We start from the raw sequence: 19,135 nt of genomic DNA on the forward strand, positions 1-19,135 counted from the left end.
AAACCCTAGGCCATCAAAACAAAAATTGTAGGTCGCTTATGCAGATCTGGCAATTGCTTTTTCCACTCACCAATTGTTTTCGTCTTGATAAACTCATCTTTGGAGGTGATATCTGCAGCAATACAAAGTCTTACATTTGGCTTACAAAGTGCTAACAAGTCTTGTAATAATTTATTATTGCGATAAGGAGTTTCCATAAAGATTTGAGAACAATTCTGTTTCAAAGAGTTGATCTCCATGTCTTTTATTGCTTTTGTTCTTTCGTGCTTGGCTATCGGAAGGTAACCTTTAAAGGTGAAATTTTGACCATTCATGCCTGAAGCCATCAGCGCCATAAAAATAGAGGACGGACCTGGCAAAGGAACTACTTCAATGTTCTTTTCATGAGCACATTCAACTGCCACAGCACCTGGGTCTGCTATTCCTGGGCAACCTGCCTCAGAAATAATTCCGATATTTTCACCTTGTGGCACTTCCTTGAAGTAAGAAAGTACTTTTTGTTTACTTGTATCTTTATCAACCACATAAAATTTAAGTGAAGGAATATCGATTCCAAGTTTCAACGAACCAATAAACCTTCTGGCCGTTCTTACATTTTCAACGAAGTAATATGTGGTAGTTTGTACTGATTGCGTGACAATTGGAGGGATATAATGAGTTGTTTGTTCTGCCAGTGTAGTTGGTATTAAAAATACTTTCATTTATGTTTTCCCTTTAAATTAATATTTATTAGTAACTCTTTATGATATAAGAACGTTATTTACATCAATATTTAAAATAGCTGATGATTTCGGATAAAGAAACAGATTTAAAATCATTTGAGATTTCATATACCGAGGCAACTATTTAAACTACAAACTTAATTATTTATTAAAGCATAGGCTTTATCTGAATTTTTATTTTTGTCTAGCTTTAGCATTTTAATTTTAAAATTATCCAAGTGATCGCTATTTCCTTGGAATGAATAAATGGATTTAATGTATTTAAAGTCAAAGAACGGAAAGGCATATGGTACTATTGTGGGAAGGGCTATATCCATTATCCTAAGTTTATATATTTTTCTCTTAGCAATAAATCTTATAGGCGAAACCTTCAGCCTAATGGGTTCTGAGTATATACATCAAATGATTGCTATTACTTCTAACCCTTTTGTTGGTTTACTTATCGGATTGTTGTCTACAGCCATTATTCAATCTAGCTCAACCGTAACAGCTGTAATTGTAGTAGCTGTTGGCTCAGGAGCTATAGGTTTAGAAAATGCTGTACCAATTATTATGGGTGCCAATATTGGTACCACAGTTACTTGTACACTCGTTTCTTTTGGGTACTTAAATAATGAAAAGGCTTTCCAAAGAGCCACAGGAGCGGCTTCTTTACATGGTTTTTTCAATATCTTAACCGCAATTATATTACTCCCATTAGAATTATATTTTGATGTTCTTTCTGGTGCGGCTAGTTATTTATCAACCCTGATAGCTGGTCAAGATCAGATTTACATTACTCCAACTCATTTTCTTGATTATCTAGTAAATCCTGTTTGGCTTTTCTTAAATCAAGATTTAGGAGCTTCATCTGTTGTGATATTTCTAATTGCAATTGGCCTTGTATTTCTTTCGATCAAATGGCTCAACTTAAGTGCCAGATCACTTCTTTTAGGCGAAGACTCCAATAAGATTACTCAGTTCATGTTTGAGAACGATTGGAAATCCCTACTTTCTGGAACACTCTTGACACTGTGCATCCAATCTAGCTCTTTCACCTCTTCACTTGCGGTAGCATTTGCTGCAACTGATAAAATATCCATAAGGAGTACACTTTCATTCTTAGTTGGAGCAAATGTCGGAACTACAGTAACAGCCTTAATCGCTTCAATGGGTAACTCGCAAGAAGCCCTTTCGATTGCTTTAGTTCATTGTCTATTTAACCTTTGTGGGCTATTTATATTCATGGTTCCTCAAGTCTTTTCTTTGGCTCAAAGGTATGCTGCACGTATTTCAAAATTATCAGCAAATAGATTACACGGACTGCTTTACTTGATCTTAATCTTTTTTATTGTTCCTTTCATCCTCATTTGGCTATCTACCAACTAATCATAATTGTTTAATATTTGAGGAGAGACCTTATTTCTTGGCAGAAATAAGGTCTTTTTATTTTTTAAAGTCGGTATATAAACAAGAAAAACAATTTTGTTTAACTAAACTTAAACATTTTATAATTTTTCTAGTTCATTTAGTAGTATTCTAAATAATTACTTTTTCGATACAGCTAAAAATATTGTTTTTCAAGGTACTACACTCTTCACTACTGTTTATATATAGACCAAGCCATGAACCAAGATTATATCTCATTTGATTACAAGAGCAAAGATCGACAAGCCTTAGAGAAAGAATTGAAAGATTTGAGAGAAGAACATCAGTCGATGCAAAGCATGTTTGAGATGACAACGGCTTATTTAAACGAGATTCGAGAAGAGTTAAAACAATCAGAAGGTCAACTTAAAGTTGCAAATAAGTACCTTTTAGATAGTATCAACTACTCCAAACATATACAAGACGCATTTATTGGTAACGAGAAGGACCTTAATTCTATTAACCCAAATTCATTTTTACTATCCCTACCCAAAGATACGGTTAGTGGTGATTTTTTATGGCAGCATAGCACTTCCCAATACAACTATTTAGGAATTGGAGATTGTACAGGTCATGGTGTTTCAGGAGCTATGTTATCTATTTACATCACCAATAAACTCAAACAGATATCTACTACGCTATTAAGCAATAAGAAGCCTCGTAGAATTTTAAAATCACTTGACCACGCAATGGAAAATGATCTTAAAATTCATGATTTACAGATTCGTGATTCCGTTGAAATTGGAATGATCAGGTGGAATAAAAAACAATCTACTTTAGACTTTACTGGAGCAAAAAGATCCTTGATTCTTGTTCGTGATGGTCAACTAATTACGTTAAAAGGTGATCGGTTTATTATGGGTAATCCTTTCAGAAGGATTGCTGATTTATCAAATCACCGAATCAATATTCAAAAGGGCGATACTTTTTACATCTATTCTGATGGTTTCCCTGATCAATTTGGTGGAGAGCATGATCGAAAGTACTCAAGCAGAAAATTAAACACACTTCTAAAAGGAATTTCACAGCTTCCTCTTTTAGAGCAAAAAAAACAGCTAAAGCTAGAATTCGATACTTGGAAAGCCGATAAAAAACAACTTGATGATGTGATTTTATTGGGTTTAAAGTTTGAATAATAGCATCATAATTACACAAACACCATAATATTTATTCAATGACAGCTAGAACTCTATTACCAACATTGGATTATGACTACAAAGTCATTATCACAAAAGACTATGGATTTGTTTATGTGCTACCCGCTAAACAAATTATGATTTGTGAGCTAACGAAGGGCTACGTACCGATTGAAGAATTCAGAGAGATCTTCAACCAAACTATTCCTTTCATCAAAGCTTACAATATTGAAAAATTCATTTTCGATAAGCAGAATTTAACCACCTTCCACCAACCTTCTATGGAGTGGTATTTCATTGATTGGAAGACTAAGATCTATGACCTTGGAGTGACTAAACATCGAAAAATTCTACCCAAAAACAATCCCGTTTTCAAGCTTGCAGTTGAAGCTGGTAGAGCAAAAATCATGAAAGAATTTAAAGAAAGTATTATCCCCCAATTAGATATCCTTTATAAAGATACTTTGGAAGAAGCGATTTCAGAGTAAACATTTGATGAACAGTAAAAAAGGGAATGAATTATCATTCCCTTATTTTTTTATCAAACCATTGATTCTTTTAATGTCGTACTTTTAGAATTTTCTCGCTTTGCGATAGTTACTTTTAAGTTTTCAGGAAACATAGTAAAAGCAAAACGCTCTTTTACTTTGTCAGGAGATACTGCTAAGGATAAATTGAAGTTGTGACAAATAGCCGCAATCGCAATTTTCATTTCCATGATCGCAAGGTTTTTACCCGGACAAAATCTTGGGCCACCTCCAAAGGTCTTAATCACATCAGTTTTATGAGCTTTATGATGTGGACAACCTCCTTCTAACCACCTCTCAGGAATAAAACTATCAGCGGCTGTAAAATTAGACTCCTTAGTATGAGGAACCTTATTTTGCATCATCACTGTCATTCCTTTTTCTATAAACAAACCATCTATAGTTACATCTTCCAGAGCTTGCATATATAACGAAGGTGTTACAGGCTTTATTCGAAGTGCTTCTTGAATAACTGCTTCTGTATATACAAGCTGATTCAATTCATCTAACGAAGTCGGCAATTTCTTATTGGTCAAAACTCCCCTTACCTCACTTTGAATTTTTTCGAGTACCTCTGAATTCTGCAAAACATAGAACAATGTCCAAGAAATTGAATTTGAAGTAGTATCCTCTCCCGCTAAGAGCATCGTAAAAACATTCCCAAATACATCGTGATCTGAGAAGCCTTTTGCTTTCGATTGCTCAAGTAGTAAGGCTTCCAGAAAATTAGTAGGATTTAGGTCTGATCCATTTATAAAATTATCTCTCGACTCATCAATAAGCTGCTGTACATAAGTTCTTATTTCTTGAAGAGCAATGTCTAATTCTTTATCCTTTTTCGTTTTATAAAACCTCCAAAATGGGATAGGTGCTGTAATGCGATCATTCACCATTGGGAATATCTTCTCTAAATGCTCTTGGATAATGTCACCATCTTGCTCTAAGGTATTCGCATCATGTCCAAAAGCAATTAAACTCGTGATATCCACCGTATACCTCATCAGTTCTTGCTGTAGGTCTACCTCTAAGCTATTATTACTTTCTTCTCCCCAACGTTCCAACAGGCGTTCAGTCACTTTCACCATATTGGGAATGTAACTTTTTACGTTTTTAAGGTTCAACGCTTCTGCAATCAACTTACGATGTGTATACCACTCCTCTCCTTCTGTATTAAATACACCATTCACTCCCATTTCACTCATGACCTCATCAATCTTATGAAATCTACGGAATACTTTAGGTCGTTTTTTTAAAATTTGTTGATTCAAGCTCTCATCAGCACTAACGATAAACTCCTGCGTTGCTAACCTTATTTTATAGATATCTCCCAGTTCATTAGCCCATCGTTCTAAAACATTATGTTTATCTTCAGCTTTAAAGTCATTCAAGTTCCCTAATAGCCAACTGCCTTTAGGTTGTGGTAGATCACCAATTGTACGAATCTTTTTCTCCTCTAAAATTGCTTCATTCGAAATCGATTTAGAAAAATCAACGTATAAGGTATTTCCATCTAACCTCGATGGAAACTTTACTAATTGGCTTCCAAAAGTATTATCCTTTCCCGTTTCTACTTCAAACTTACGCTTGTGTAAAGGGCAAATGATATGCTCTGCATCTATAGCGCCATCACACAAATTAGCTCCTTGGTGAGGGCATATTGCCGAATAAACATTGGGTTTTGAAGCCTTAAAAATTAGAATATACGATTGATCTTCATGTCTAAATGAATAAAGCTTTCCTTCTACTCTTTCATCAAATTCTCCTGTAGCAATGTAACTCATGGTTATAAAAAGTTGATAGTTAAAAATATAGTTTTGGGATTAAAACAATATCAAGATAGATAATCTTTAAAAAATTAAGCAAGGATCAATTGATTACTTGCCTAACCTAAGGTCAAATAAGTCTCTTTTATGTAAAAAAAATCGGTGTTGAAAACTTCAACACCGATCAAATTTTTTATAAGAATTATATACTTCAACTACATTAGTTCACTATAATTCTCTTTGTATAAACTCTTCCATTAATTCTTAGTGAAACTAGATACAAACCTGTATTCAAGTTCATGTCTAACATTTCTCTAATTACACCATCTGAATCAGACGTTAATTCCATATGCTTGATTAATGTACCATTACCACTTCTAAGCTCTAAATCAGCATCAGCATTTATACTAAGCCCTGAGTACACTAATTTTAACTGATCAGCACTATGCAATGGATTTGGATAAACTTTAACATTAACTTCAGCATTAGAAGCTTCTACATTAGCATAATAATCTGCTTCAATGAACCCTCCAAAATTAACTTGTCTTAGTCTATAAACTACTTGTCCATTTCCAGGGTTTACATCTACAAAACTATACTGAACTTGTAGATCTGAATAGCCTTGTCCATCAACCCAACCAATATTTTCAAAGTTTATTCCATCTCTCGATCGCTCAACATAGAATCCTTTATTATCAATCTCACTTGCAGTCATCCATTGTAATGATACAGCATTTGAATTTGTACGAGCAGCATTGAAATAAATCATACTTACAGGTAAAGTTTCATTCGTACCATCATTCACTCCTAAAGTAAAGTAGTAAGCTCCAGAAGCCTCAAATTTATAAGAGCTTGAGTATTGAATATTTCCTGACGAACTTGTTCCTGTTTTACTTATATCTCTTGCTGTCCAAGCTGGTAAACCGTTTGCATCTACATCTGCCATTCTTAGATCATCATCATCAAGTATAGTTTCAGATACGCCCCAGTCTATTCCATTACTTGTATCCCAAGGAATACTAATAAATGCACTATCTTCCAATGTCTCAGTATAAACTTCATAATATCCAAATTCAACTAAACTTGATAATTCCGTATCTTCTAAATCACTTGTAACATCCTCTGGACTCGAGTTTAGATATTTTACTGTCCAAGCTTGACCAGAGATATCGTCAGGTTTAATTTCTATAGGTCTATAAGATGAACTTCCACCAATAGGTAACCTAACATAGTTACTTGTAGAATTTATAGTAACCTCCACTTGTCCATCTACATAACTATCTTGTGATCCATTTACGATCACTGTTTCATCTGCAAATATAAGTTTAGCTGAGGTTGATAATACTCCATCAGTGAAGTCTAATTCTTGACTGACAGTTATATCTGAACTCAAAGAAGCTCCGCTTCCAGTATTATTTAATTTCAAATAATTCAGTGAGCTAATACCAGAGATTGATTGACTAGAAGAACCATCTAGCTCCAAGTAAGAATCACCAAGATTAAATGTTCCCGAATTATTTGATAAATCACCTTCTAATTCAATTGTAGAGGATGTTGAAGCTCCTGTTAAAGTACCTGTACTTTGTAGGGTCAGATTACCATCTAAATCTATTTCATTTCCATTATCAATGGATAATTCACCACTTAGCGTTGTATTTCCTTGAATGTAGAAACTACTTACATTAGCATTTGCAGTTAAAGTAGCTCCAGCTCCAACAACTAGATTTCCACCAACCGTTAAACTTGAACTATTATCAAGTACGATATCTGTGGTAGCATTATGTGTAAAATCATTAGACACATTGAAAGCTACACCCGACTCTAAGTCTAATACACTGGCATTTTTCGTTTCAAAAGAACCTTGAACCTCTATATTCTGAGCAGAATTCTGATCTAAAATACCATTAGTAAGTACCAAGTCTTCGCAAATCTCTAATGTATTGTCTGGTAACGTAAGTGTGTTTGTTGTTCCAACATCTACATTGATTGAACGTGCTTTATAAATTGGCACATTATAATTTGCAGTTCCTGTAAACTCAAAATTCACATCACAGTCGTCATCTACATCATCCGGATTGCTCCAATAATAACTAGGCATAATCAAGCCATTATTATTTTCAATATAGAACTTAAATGTACCTGGTACACCGTTTGGTATATCAGCAGAACTAGAACCGATCAATGATGCAGCGTTCGTTACAGCTCCAGATACAGCACCCAATCTATTTCCTGGTGTTTCATCAAAGATTAACACCCCATTTTCATGAATATATGTTTTCAGCACTCGAATAGACTCATCTACCGTAACCTCATCATTGGCATCAATGATTATAATACCACCTACAGGACCTACACCATCGGCTACACTACCTGTCGATACTCCAGTATCCCATGTATTTATATCAGAATAGTTACCACTTTGTTTAGTGATAAAGATTGGTAGATCATCGTTGATTGCACCATTAGTTCCAGTGAATAATTCATCGACACCATTACCAGCAATATTATCTTTATCATTACCGACACCTGCAGTATAATAACCAGAGATTGTTTCATCACCTTCTCCGTCCTTATATTCCCAAGTGAAATTATCATTGCTGTCATCTACTCCACCATACTGTTTATCCCAAGTTACAGATGATGTAGATAATAATGCTGCTACATAATGATCTGCCACATTAAATGTATATGACATGTCATCTGTACTAGACACAAGTGCATCAGTTCCCAAGTAAGAAAATTCGATTTGAACATCATCTAGGTCTCCTGCATCTTGGTCTGGTTTACTGATAGACAAACCACTTGATGTTAATACCCAATAATATTGTAATACGTTTTGAGTATCATCAAACTCAGGTACAGGCGATACCTCTGTATCATTACTAATCGTTGCAATCATTTGATTTTCTGCTTTCACAGTAATCCATCCTGCATCACTTCCTGTACGTTCCAAAGAACCATTATTCTCAAATAAAACTTGAATTGGAGTATACTTAGCAGAAGCGTCATCACGACCAATTGGAAAAATATAGTTCGTATTAAATGAAGCAGGGAATATCTTACGAACACCTTTATCTAGCTCAGATCCATTCGTTGAAATCATATTCGTCTCTGAGAAGTTGGTAGTACCACTTTCATCTACAACGCTTGTATTTTCAGCTAGAATCAAAAGATTCTGATTCACATTAAATATTCCAGATTCCAATACTAAGACGCCGTCAATCGTGATATCTCCATTGTCATCGGGTATTTCTACACCACTATTATTGTTGATATGTAATCTAGCAAATGTTCCTGTACCATTAATCTGCTGAGCAGTAGTACCAGAGAATAATATACCTCCTGTATTATCAGAATGAACTTGAGAGCCATCCATTTGAATATCACCATCAAGATCAAGCGTCACTCCAGTAGTTGTCAAACTACCAGCTAAGTTTTGAAGATCATTGCTGACCGTAATATCATGTGAAAAGCTAAGATCACTTGAACCAGAGTGTACTAAATCATAAAAACTAGACGTTCCTGAACCTGATAAACTTTGATCTGATGATCCTGCAAATGTAACAGTTGTATTATCCGCAGTTGAGACCGTACCATTATTAATCAAGTTACCTTCTAATGTTAAGGCACGAGAGTCTTCAATTTCAAAAGTTGTACCTGTCGATACCTCTAGGTCTCCAGAAAGATTTAGGTCTTTACTACCTGTTTCTACTAATAACTTCAAGCCCGAAAGAGATGAATGTGAATTCAGCTTGATATTAGTTAAATCTTTAGAAGTATTTATTTTGAAAGTCGTATTACTTGCAGCTGTGGAAACATCAATACCCGTACCATCAAAGTCTACATCCTCGTACCCAAATTCGATAACCGCATCACCCGATTGACTTAAGGTTATCGACTCACTTAAATGTAGTGCTTCATCATTATTATAAACATCAGCTATAATAAATTTTGAACTAGCACCATCCAAATTAAATGTACTTGTGTTATCTAAATCGAAAGCAGCCCAATTACCATTTGTAGTAGATGATGAATTCGCATTAAAACCTACTACAAAATTACCCCCAGTCTGGTTATAATTAAGAATTCCTTCATTCTCATTAGTTGAAGCACCTCTTACATAACCTCCGACTAATAAATTTCCATCTGAGATATTAATTGACGCATTCCCTGATGAAGTATATTCGATATATGAGTTACTTCCTTCTAATAAGAAATCTCCACCAGATACTGTTAATGTACCATCGAGTGACAATCCATTAGATGAACCATCAATTCTTAATACACCTGCAGCAAGTTCTAATTCTCCACCCGAAGGAATGTAATAGTCATCACCACCACTAGATAGTGTATAATCTATTGAAGAATTATCTAAAACAAATTTACCCGATTCTACAACGATTGGTTTCGAATCATTACTACCATTTGAAGCTGATGTTAAGGAGTTGATACTTTGTCCCCATGTAAATGATTTCCCAGTATCTTTAGAGACTTTTATTCTATAAAGATCTGGTGAAATATTAGATGTTATAAACTCAGCATCATTGCTACCAGTTAATTCAAGTACAGCATTAGAATTCCCTGTATTTAAGTCAAAAGAACCTGCATTTACAAAAATCAAATCTCCGCCAATTTTTAATAAATGTTCACTTGAACCAGCATCTTCAACAGTAAAAGTAGAACCATCATCCAATTGTAAATACCCTCCAATATCAACAGTTATATCACTTCCTGTATTCGCGATTACAATATTACCTAATTCATTATCTCCGATTTCTACATCATCTTCAATCTCTACATCATTGGTAATTCTGAATATTGAATTTTTATCAACCAATAATGATTTTGCAAATATTGGTTGATCAAAAGTGACTGTAGTATTGGTAATAGCACTTGATCCAAAGAATCTCAAACCTGGAAAAACACTTCTATTAGAAATAGTTAAATCTTCATTATCAACTTGAATCCAATAGAACCATCCACTACTATCTTGCTCTGCAAAATCCCCTACATCTCCTTCTACTGTAGCATCACCAACTGCTCGTCCAATATCTAATGTAATTTCTCCAATTCCTGATAGTTGTCCAATATATGCAGTTGTCTTACTTGAGCTTGTTTGCATTCTCAGTCTTGAGAGACCTTGAGCATTTAATGGACCTGCACCGTCTTGCGAATCAAAGATTAAGGATGCGACATTGACATCTACGTCTGACCTCATTTGAACTCGACCTGTCCCTCCACCTAGATGTGTTGAACCTATAATTGCAACATCTCCTTCTTTTGGATAATCATTTGTTGCATTTGTAGGGTCTGTATGACTTACGGTAGACCAATTTGAAGAATTATTAAAATCTACCCATACCCCAGAAGATGTATATGAATAATAAATTTCAACACTTCCAGTAAATTTAGATGCTAGACCTGCTGTGTAATTTGCTTTATCTAGTTCAAACTCATTTCCATCACTACCATAAATGATTTCATTTCCACTAATAGCAGGACTAATTCCAGAGCCATCTTCTCTAGTAAAAGGATCTACATCTAATACACGACCAGGAATCCAGCCATATCCACTTGCATTAGTACCCGTATCGTCATTACTATCTTCATTGTTTGCCGTAAGTTTTACATACTCTACATTTGGCAAGGATGCACCATCATCAAAGCCTGAGTAATCGACCCTCCAATAATATGAGAGTAACTCAGTAGCTCCAATACTTTGCTGCACCGTTTGAAGGTATTCATCAGCAATTGATACTGTCACATAACCTTCAGAAGTTACATTCTCAAGTTTTATTTCAAGAGGAGTATATTTACCATCGCCTTCATCATCTGTTGGGTCTAAATTGATTCCTAGCGGGAACCTATAAGTACCATCAGAAGTAACTTTTATAGATAATCCGCCATCAGAAGCATTTCCAGCTACTAACATCATATCTTTTTCTTGCCAATCAGTTTCATCTAAAGGAGCGCCACCATTTACATCTTCAACTAATTCATCTACCTCAAGCTTATAAGTACCTAGTTCTAATCGACCATGTTTGTACTCAAGTCTGTCAATATGGACGTCAGAAGTGAAACGAATTACTTCTGTCTCACTGTTCATTCGAACATTACCAAAATTAGCTCCTTCTATGGTATTTATTGTATTATAACCGTATGAACCATTTGTACCTCTAAATTTGACCAATGCAGCAACGTTATCGTGCTCTGGATCATCTGCATCATAAATACCTAGTGTACCATAGTTTGTTATATCTCCTAATAAATATGCTGAAAACTCTCTTAAATCTAAAGTACCAGCAAGCAACTCGAAAGCACCATCACTAGCCGTCTGTATCAAGTTACTATTCCAACTTTCAACATCATCCTTCGTTTCATCACCATATAAAGATAGTGTTGCTCCTTCTTTATTGATTTGAAGATTTTTAAACAGCTGCATATCAGCATCGTGATGATGATATAAAGCTAATTGAGCATCTTCTGTTCCTTGGAAGATTGTTGTATTTGCAGATGCATCATAACCTATGTCTGTACCATCCTCTACAGTCATACTTCCATTTAGGGTTAATGTATATGTCTGAGCATCAAGAATATCTTTTTGGATATGGAGATCTCCCATTAATTCAAGGTCACTCTGCAAAGAAACCCCTAAACCTTGAGTTTCCTCTATTACAAATTCTCCTAGAGGTATATTTGATACAATACCAAATGCAACATCGCTCGCATCTGTCATTGATAAAGTTATCTTATGATCTTTAGATACATTGTATTTTGTTACATCTACATCTACATTAATGGCAGTCCCTCCCTTAAATGCAGAATTACCACTATTTGCAGACTTAGTTCTCTCAAAATATATTTCTCCTCCAAGTAAATTCACACTGTAATTAGTTCCAGATAGATCTAACACAGCATAGGTTTCATTCACATGCCCATCATGAGTTCCATCCTCAAAAAGTATAGTCCCTCCTGTTTGAGAAAATGATATAACTGCATCCGAAGTATAACTTGTAGGTCTTAATTGTCCTAACTTCACTGTTCCACCATTAACAGTAAAACTACCTGTATTACCAATAAAACAAGCGATACTTCCTTTTGAATCAAGTAATCCCTCATTTACAGTTAACTCACCAATTATATACATTGACTGACCTGTCGCAGAGTTAGAAAAATCTAGTTGTACATCTGCTCCATTCAACTCTAGTCCTGCACTTTCTCCCAAAACAAAGATATCTTCACTAGCACCACTTTCTTCACCTAAAGACCTTATATAAGTCTTCCCCTCTAGTGATAAAGTACCAGCTTTTATATATATATTTTTCTTTACTTCTGGATCTTGAACATCCCTATCTACAGCACCATCGTTACTTCCCAAAATATATAGATCATCTGGGGTATTGGCTACATTTAAAGATAATTGGTATGTACGATCTGTTCCTTTATCAATAATTAGATTGTAAAGTATAGTAGAACTATTTACAAGAAAACTATTATCACTTGCTCCGGTAAAATAGAGTGAAACTGCAGCATCGTCTGTGTCATAATAATCAACAGATCCAACAACAAGACCAGGAGAAAAATCAATACTACCATTATTTGTAAAGTCCCCACCTACTGTTACTGTATGCCAATCGCCATGATAAGTTGAAGAATTACCTGAAGCATAAATTGCCCCTGATCCAGCATTAAATTCACCATCACTTGAAATTGTAACGCTACCACTGATTAAAATATCAAGTTGTTTTCCTTCACTTGAACCTCCAAACTCATTCGTATTTTGGTTGATACGTAACGTTCCTTTATCAACTTGAAGATTATTTGAGATTTCTACATCTTCTAAAAAAACTACTTCATCAGCAGTTTCATCCATATCTACTTTAAATTCATATAAAGCTGATGTATTCGTTGATGTCCACTCTTGATTTATGTATATATTATTTCCTCCCTTCGCAACGATAACACCTTCGAAGTTACTCCAATTAGAGTTTTCAGAAGAAGGAAGGTTATCATAGAAAACGCCTGTGTTATCATAGCCATAAAATTCTATGGTTCCATCACCTAGAATTTGGGCAAATACATATCGTTCACTATCAATAAGGTCTGTATCATCTGTATTATTACCATCTGATGTACCAAAGTTCAGTGTACCATAAATTGTTAGGCTTCCTGTAAAATCAGGTAAATCAGTATCATTCTGAACGGTAATAGTCCTACCTGATGTAATAACGATATCATCATCTGCATCAGGTGTATCTCCACCAGGGTTATCATAGATAGGTAAAGAAGCACCGTCTAAAGTCCAAGAACCAGCGTCATCCCAGTCTCCAGACTTATAGCTGTACCAAGTTTCTTGAGAATAGGCAAAAAAGGTACATAAAAGCAATTTGAGAATAATAATAGACTTTTTCATGAGTGATTGTTGACAAAATAGAATTTTGCTATATGAATAAAGTATTGTATTTCTGATATAAATAAAATGAGAAGAGTAAATGCTAATAGCTTGACTCTTTCAATTACCAAAGAGCAATATTAAACATTTTATAAAGAATCTCTATCGTAGAACGACAAAATAAATAACTCAAAAAAGTTCAAAACCCCTTTCTAAAAGTTATAATCTTTCTTAAGTAGAATGATTACAATAGCTATTTATTGTATTAATACTTTATTTTTTTGGTTGTTTTTAATAATAGGATTTAATAATATTTACAGTTTTATATTTTAAATATCAACTCTATAAAACCATTTTAGTTTTATATCGTCTGTTAATAATGAGAGTATATATTCTTAATAAGGTAAAGTATCACAATAGAAGAAATATCGCTTTAAATTGATATTCTCCCTTGACTTAGTGTATGTAAGATCCCCTTAAATATTTCATTTTTTAACTTATAATCTATTAACAAATAAGAAATACCTCACGATGAGTACTATATAATTCTATTAGTAGTCTAAAAAATACTATTCCATAAGGTGTTATAAGCAAATAGACTCGACATTAGTATTGAGCATAAAAAAACTCACATATCATTCACTCTGACATGTGAGTTCAATTCTATATATAAACTCTGCTTTTATTTTGCTGCGGCTCTCCTTAATCGATCATTAATTCCAACACCTAAACCTTCTTCAGGAAGTAGTTCTGCCAAAATCAGATCGATATCCAGTTCACCCAATTCCCTTAGCATTTTAAATAAGTTCTGAGCAGCTTCATCTAAATTGCCATTAGAGGATAAAACAAACTGTAAATCATTTGGAATCTCTTCAAAAGTATCTTTGAACGAAAGCGTAGCTACCTTTAAGTCTTTATACTTTGCTATATTTTCCACAATATCACCAATAATCATTTCAATACCTGGTGAATAATGTTTTTTAAGCATTCCTGGAGCTTCAGGCTGTGACGAAGAATGAGACTTAACCTCTACGGGACCAATTACAGCTTCAATCTGCTCAATACTGATTCCGCCTTTTCTTAGAACAGTAGGTTTTCCTTGAATAAAACCAACAATAGTCGATTCAATACCCACTGAACAAGCTCCTCCATCTAGCACATAACCAATCTTATCGCCAAGTCCTGACTCTACATGCTCTGCTGTGGTTGGACTGACAAAACCGAAAAGATTTGCACTCGGTGCTGCTACTGGAAAATCAATTTCTTTTAGCAAAGCCAAACTCAAAGGGTGATTGGGAACTCTGACAGCTACTGTATCTAGACCGGATGTCACAAGATCATGAATGATTGGCTTTCGTGGTAACACCATCGTAAGTGGCCCTGGCCAAAATTTCTCAGCGAGAAGCATTGCTTCAGCTGGAATTTCCTGAACATAATCCTTAACCTTCTCAATGCTGTCGCAATGGACAATCAAAGGGTCAAAAGCAGGTCGCTTTTTAGTCTCAAATATAGAAGCTACAGCCTTTGGATTTAGAGCATTACCAGCTAGCCCATAAACTGTTTCTGTGGGTAAGCCCACTAGTTCACCTCTTTCCAAACACGCCTTTGCGTATTGTATATCTTTTCCTTTCACTCTTTGCCGATTCTACGTTTATTCAAGTAGTTAACTCAAAAAGCTGTAAAAGTCTCCTTTTCTTTAGCTTGTTTTAGTTAATAACATTCAATTGAATCTTTTAACGAGTTCTATCATACCAAGAATCTCGCTTCTCAATTTTCAGGTCACTTAGCATAGATGACTTCACTGCTATCGTAAAGTTATAAGACTGTCTTTCACCGAATGGAATCCAGTTAAAACTCATTTGCCAACAGTGCAAATCTCTAGATAAATCTATAGTAGTATAAGAAAAATCACCTCTAGTAAAGTCATAACCACTTGAGTAATTAACTCTCCATTTTTCAGTCAATCCTAACTCGCCTCTAAATGTTAAAGACTGAGTAATGGTTCTTTCTTCAAACCCCCTTTGCGTATAGTTCAAGTTATAACTCAAATTCAATGACCATGGAACAGAAAAGTCCATGTATAAATCAGGATTTCTGAGAATATCATCTTTGATAGCAGCCTCCAGATCATTTTTAGGTTGATACTGTTCTACTTTACTTTCTTTTTTCTCTTTACTTCCCTTTGGTGAAAAGTTTGCTGAAATAGAAAGGTTGGCATTTGTCAAATCTACAAGTCGTCCTTCTGCATCCCATAAGAAAGTACCCGTTCTATTCTGTCTAGTCACCTCACCTGTACCAGGATCAGTTTCTAGTGCATCATAAGCATAAGGATCTAAAGTAGCACCAAAGTTCAATGATATGTTTTTAAATAATGTCGTGTTACCTGAAACTCTAATCGTTGACAAGTTTAACGAATCTGCTAAGAAGTTATATGAACCACTTAATGATAAACTATTTAATATCTTAACTTTCTTAAATTTATCTTGCCCTTCTTCTCCTGTATAATTTTTATCTCTAACCTTTAATTCAAATTGGTTACCTAAAGAGAAACTTAGTGATGCGTTTTCACCAGCCCCAGGGCTATTAAATGTAGAACCTTGAATGGTTGATACTTCTCTAGTTGTACCGTCAGGATCAGTTTGAACATTTTCATAGTAACCAAACTGCGAATCTGCAAAATTTGGTCTATAACTGAAACTCAACGAAGGAGTCATCTGGTGACGTAAGGTAGAACCTCCTTTAAAATTATAGAAGGCATACATACGAGTAGTTGACCCTATAGCTGTACTATATTCATACTGTCTAGTGAATTCATTAAACTTTTCAACTTCAACCGCATTTTCTTCTTCATTATACGTGTACTCAAACCTTTCTGGTGACCATACCTCACGATAAGTAAAACTTGGTGTAAAATTAAAGTACTTCAATAAAGTGAAGTTTGTTGAAATTGGAATATTATGCTGAACACCATAGTTAATAAAGTTGCTATAGAAACCTAAGTTCTCAATTAATGAAGGTGGTCTATTTAAAGAATCATACTCAACAATTGGTTCTGTTCTATTATTAACTACATCAAATGGAAAGTTTTCAAACCTCGTCGTATCATTGGTCATTTCTCCTTGTAATGAACCTGTATATGAAATACTAAGTTGAGAGATTGGATCTTTCTTATTCGACTTCCCTTTAAAAGGTTGAACCCTCGTCATATTCAGACCAAGGTCTCCTTGCAAGGTTTCAATACCATTTACCAAGTTTTGATTCAAACGCACACTACCTGTTGTAGAAAAAGGCGTTCCTTGAAATGTCTTTGAAAATCTAACGTTTGAGTTAGAAGTAGAACTCAAGTAATCGTTTGAATTCGCAAGGTTATTTCTATTATAATCTGTAGAAGCTAAGTTCACACTCGCACTAAACGAGAATGAATTTTTAGAATCCATTGAGTGAGTCCACGCCAATCGGTAGTCATTTGTAATGTCATCACTACCATCATCTGCCATTGCAACTACTTTCCTGTAATTCAAGTCAAAGTTACCATTGAAGGCATAACGTTTCCTGTAATCGATTCTTGACCTGAGTCCCCAACCACCTAAGGTATAAATCTCACCTAAAAGTTGAACAGCGGCATAATCACTGATGGAAAAATAGAATCCACCATCTCTCAAATAAAAACCACGATCTGAAGATTCACCATAACTAGGCATTATAAATCCAGAGGAAGGGTTTCTTTGCGATGGAAATAGTCCATAAACAAAACCAAGTGGTAAGGAAATTTCATTCAACTCAAAATTGAAAGGCCCCGATACAATATGTTTTTGAGGCACCAGTTTCATTTTACGAGCACGGATAGCATAATGAGGGTGTTCCAAGTTACAAGTAGTATAGATATTTCCTCCCATGTAGATAGACTCTCCTGGGGTTTTCTTCATCAATCTACTTTGCACAATACCATCACCTTCCTCAGTTACAATTCCTCTAATCAAACCTTTCTCTGTTTGAAGGTTATAGATCATTTCTCTTGCATTGTAAACTGCAGGTCCATCTTTAAAAACAGGTTGTCCTACTAATACTCCCGTAGAATCTGGAATACCTAAGGCTGTAACTGTATTGGTTGCAAAATTCACACGAATTTCACTAGCTTTCAACACCTTACTCCCATATACAATTTCAGCATTATTATAGAGTACCATTTCCTGATTAATTACATCCGTCCATGAAGAATCTGAAACATAATCAATAGGAAACTGAAATTTATCTTCTGACTGAGAAATGAGTATTGCACCATCTTCAAGGTAACTCCCAAACGTTTCCGAGATTGTTTTCCCTTCTACTTCATCGGTACCAAATTCGTAAACAATATCTGCTAAATCTTCAAAAATTGGGGTTCCAATCAGCTGTTCCATCAGACCTTTATCTTCTTGTAAGATCATCTGATTGAAAATCTTGAATTGCTCAACTGTTTCGGGATTATCTAATCGTTCTCTCAACACAATTTTACCACGCTCTGCCTTAAATACTTTATCATTGGCAAAAGCACGTAAAGATGCAGCCATATCTGTGAGCAGAAAACTATCTGTCACTTCGTTTAGGTCATCTAATGTTTCAGCTAAGATTAGGGCTTCTTTTTGTATTTCGGTCAAGGAATCTTTCAATACCAACTCCTCTTCCAATATCTCACGCGAATCTGCCTTTACGGTATGATTTGCTCCTAAAAAGAAGAGTTGAAACCAAATAAAAAGCAGTCCAAAAAAAATAAAAGACCTGTTCAAAATATATTCTCTTTTTACAAAATGCCTTATCAATATCGATCGTTCGACTCGCAAAGTTAAATCTAAACGGCAAAGGCACAAACCTTTATGTTTTTTTACACTCCGTTAACAAAGTCTCAAACGAGCCTAAAATTATAAAAAACCTTCCTATTCTCTAATTTTAAATGTTAATCAATACAGATGATTTACATCCTAAGATTACACCTTCAAACATTTACAAAAAAGACTTTAGGAAAGATCACACACATTACTAATGACTTATCAAGTAATCAGAAGATCATTATCTATAATGCGGGGAAATAATAAAAAAGAATAAACTTTACTTTCACGTACATTCTTTTTTAAGATTAATAAATTAGAATTTCCGCGTTATTCATTTATAAACTACAAGTTCCATCCCCCACTTTATGACATTCTGGATA

Annotated in this window: 8 protein-coding genes; 3 read left to right on the forward strand and 5 right to left on the reverse strand. The window is 34.8% G+C overall.

Annotated features, from left to right (window positions below; genetic code table 11):
• Positions 1-5: 5 nt before the first annotated feature.
• Positions 6-701 carry an SAM-dependent methyltransferase gene (locus BC781_RS08645; RefSeq protein ID WP_109616842.1) on the reverse strand — a complete coding sequence of 232 codons (696 nt, stop codon included), beginning with the start codon at positions 699-701 and terminating at the stop codon, positions 6-8.
• Positions 702-977: 276 nt separating this feature from the next.
• Between BC781_RS08645 and BC781_RS08650 the strand changes: the two genes are divergently transcribed.
• The 3 genes from BC781_RS08650 to BC781_RS08660 all read left to right on the forward strand — a co-directional run bounded on the left by BC781_RS08650 (position 978) and on the right by BC781_RS08660 (position 3,753).
• Positions 978-2,090, forward strand: coding sequence for a Na/Pi symporter (locus BC781_RS08650; RefSeq protein ID WP_158281427.1), 1,113 nt, complete (start codon positions 978-980; stop codon positions 2,088-2,090).
• Between the two features lie 236 nt (positions 2,091-2,326).
• On the forward strand, positions 2,327-3,265 hold the full coding sequence (locus BC781_RS08655) for a PP2C family protein-serine/threonine phosphatase (RefSeq protein ID WP_109616844.1): 939 nt from the start codon (positions 2,327-2,329) through the stop codon (positions 3,263-3,265).
• 38 nt (positions 3,266-3,303) lie between these two features.
• Positions 3,304-3,753 carry a hypothetical protein gene (locus BC781_RS08660; RefSeq protein ID WP_109616845.1) on the forward strand — a complete coding sequence of 150 codons (450 nt, stop codon included), beginning with the start codon at positions 3,304-3,306 and terminating at the stop codon, positions 3,751-3,753.
• A gap of 53 nt (positions 3,754-3,806) precedes the next feature.
• Here BC781_RS08660 and BC781_RS08665 read toward each other — a convergent pair whose 3' ends face one another.
• The 4 genes from BC781_RS08665 to BC781_RS08680 form a co-directional block, all read right to left on the reverse strand.
• A complete protein-coding gene (locus BC781_RS08665) occupies positions 3,807-5,573 on the reverse strand; it encodes a cytochrome P450 (RefSeq protein ID WP_109616846.1) in 1,767 nt (588 codons plus the stop codon).
• 202 nt (positions 5,574-5,775) lie between these two features.
• Positions 5,776-13,968, reverse strand: a complete 8,193-nt coding sequence (locus BC781_RS08670; RefSeq protein ID WP_109616847.1) for a T9SS type A sorting domain-containing protein — start codon at positions 13,966-13,968, stop codon at positions 5,776-5,778.
• A gap of 661 nt (positions 13,969-14,629) precedes the next feature.
• Positions 14,630-15,580, reverse strand: a complete 951-nt coding sequence (locus tag BC781_RS08675; RefSeq protein WP_109616848.1) for an L-threonylcarbamoyladenylate synthase — start codon at positions 15,578-15,580, stop codon at positions 14,630-14,632.
• Between the two features lie 100 nt (positions 15,581-15,680).
• Positions 15,681-18,713: a putative LPS assembly protein LptD gene (locus BC781_RS08680; protein ID WP_109616849.1), complete on the reverse strand. Its 3,033-nt coding sequence runs from the start codon at positions 18,711-18,713 to the stop codon at positions 15,681-15,683.
• Positions 18,714-19,135 lie beyond the last annotated feature (422 nt).

Origin of the sequence: Sediminitomix flava, assembly GCF_003149185.1 — a bacterium.
Taxonomy (GTDB): Bacteria; Bacteroidota; Bacteroidia; order Cytophagales; family Flammeovirgaceae; genus Sediminitomix; species Sediminitomix flava.

Coding starts and splice junctions, on each gene's coding strand:
- BC781_RS08655 (WP_109616844.1), top strand. CDS start 2,327: ATGAACCAAGATTATATCTCATTTGATTACAAGAGCAAAGATCGACAA.
- BC781_RS08670 (WP_109616847.1), bottom strand. CDS start 13,968: ATGAAAAAGTCTATTATTATTCTCAAATTGCTTTTATGTACCTTTTTT.
- BC781_RS08645 (WP_109616842.1), bottom strand. CDS start 701: ATGAAAGTATTTTTAATACCAACTACACTGGCAGAACAAACAACTCAT.
- BC781_RS08665 (WP_109616846.1), bottom strand. CDS start 5,573: ATGAGTTACATTGCTACAGGAGAATTTGATGAAAGAGTAGAAGGAAAG.
- BC781_RS08650 (WP_158281427.1), top strand. CDS start 978: ATGTATTTAAAGTCAAAGAACGGAAAGGCATATGGTACTATTGTGGGA.
- BC781_RS08660 (WP_109616845.1), top strand. CDS start 3,304: ATGACAGCTAGAACTCTATTACCAACATTGGATTATGACTACAAAGTC.